The organism is Zooshikella harenae, assembly GCF_018837975.1.
GTDB classification, from domain to species: domain Bacteria; phylum Pseudomonadota; class Gammaproteobacteria; order Pseudomonadales; family Zooshikellaceae; genus Zooshikella; species Zooshikella harenae.
In genome coordinates this window covers 1-1,626 of sequence record NZ_JAGSOY010000228.1, presented here as the reverse complement: position 1 = coordinate 1,626, position 1,626 = coordinate 1, and the positions used below count along the sequence as shown (strand labels likewise).

Below are 1,626 nucleotides of genomic sequence, written 5' to 3'. Positions count from 1 at the left end.
TTTATTTCAGCAAAAGTTAAAACATAAAAAGCATTGATGTAAATACTCAACACCTTACTGGTCTGTGGTATTATCTGTTACTAATAAATTTGCTTAAGATAGAAACCCAGGGGCTGGGTAGTAGGGTTGGTAGCAATTTTTTTGTATTTAAAGTTGAGTTTGTTGTTCAATTCATATCCTTTTGCATTAGCTCCTGGTCCTTCTATTTACGAGTACTATGGTTCTCTTATGTTGTTGAAGATCTTTACTCGTTGAAGTAAGAAGATTCGTAGTTAGGGGTGAAAAGTAGTATTTATGTTTCCGAATAAGTTACAGTCAGTTATTGTGTTAGTTTTTTTTATAATTATCGGGCTGGTAATATCGATTATATTTTGTATTGCTGGATTAATTGAGCTAGATAAACCATCACATATTGCTTATACCATAGTTTGTATAATAACAACCGGGCTGTTATTATATAATATTCTTCCAGAAATGAAGCTACGCTTTAAAGATTTATTTCATGTAGGTTATAATAATTCTTCAGAACTAATCTTATGGACAATAGCTCCGTTAATATTGGGTTCGATTGCCTTGCATTTTGTTTTAAATAGTATTTTAGCTGTTTTTGCCACATACTTTTCTTCAATGAGTAGTTTAACTTGCACTTATTATGAATTAGAAAATAAAAACTTATATATGGCTTTAGAATGGATTGTTGATGTTGTTTGCATGGAAATAATTTTTAGAGGGGTTATTTTGAGAGGATTGCTTTCTAACTATACTAAGATAAATTCTTTAATAACATCCTCTTTTTTATTTGCTTTATTTCACCTTGAAGCTGTATTAATTGTAGAGGCTCTAATAGTTGGACTCATTTTGGGGTGGTTATATATTCGTAGCTATTCGCTTTGGCCATCGATCATAGCTGTAGTAACGCTTACATTAAGCCAATTTTTCTTAAGTAACTATAATATTATCACTGATGAGACAGGTGCTTGTAAATCGGTTGAGTTTGTTTATTTTTCACCAGCTATATTTTCCTTAGCTATTGTTGTTATGTTTACATCATTCTATTCTCTTCAGAAAACATTTAAGCGATTAGGTTGATTTTTTTGTTTCGACCTAGCTACAGATAGACAATTTAGCTTCAATTATTTACAGGTTTAGTAAAGGTAAGGAAGTAATGTTTCCTAATAAGTATCAGGCTATTGCAGTTACTCTTTTGTTTATGGCAACTCCGTTGGTAGTTTCACAAGTCCTTGCTCATTTTGGAGTTAGGTGGAGAGCAGGAAATTCAACTGTTTACATAATTATTTCGTTAATTTCGACATATTTAATTTTACAGTTTGTACTGCCAAAAATGGGATTGCGATTTGCTGAGATATTTCATGCTAATTTTAACAAATGGTCTGTTATTGTATCACTGTCGATTTTGCCTATTGCTTTTGCGATGCTTGGGCTTCAAGTTTTACTTAGTAACATTAGTATTGTAGTTTTATATTTATTCCCTGGTGCAGATATATACTCAGAGTCTTTTGACACGCTATTTAGTTCTGGTATAAGCGGATTGTTGGTAATATGTATAGTTGCTCCTGTAGTTGAGGAAATAATTTTTCGAGGTGTAATTCTCTCGACTTTGGCCAT

2 protein-coding genes are annotated in these 1,626 nt (G+C 32.0%); both read left to right on the top strand.

Annotated features, from left to right (window positions below; genetic code table 11):
• The first annotated feature begins 294 nt into the window (after nucleotides 1-294).
• Nucleotides 295-1,089 (top strand): CPBP family intramembrane glutamic endopeptidase, encoded by a 795-nt coding sequence (locus KCG35_RS25160; RefSeq protein WP_215822599.1) that lies wholly within the window; start codon nucleotides 295-297, stop codon nucleotides 1,087-1,089.
• Between the two features lie 76 nt (nucleotides 1,090-1,165).
• Nucleotides 1,166-1,626, top strand: a 461-nt coding sequence (locus tag KCG35_RS25155) for a CPBP family glutamic-type intramembrane protease (protein ID WP_215822598.1), incomplete at its 3' end; no start/stop codon positions are given.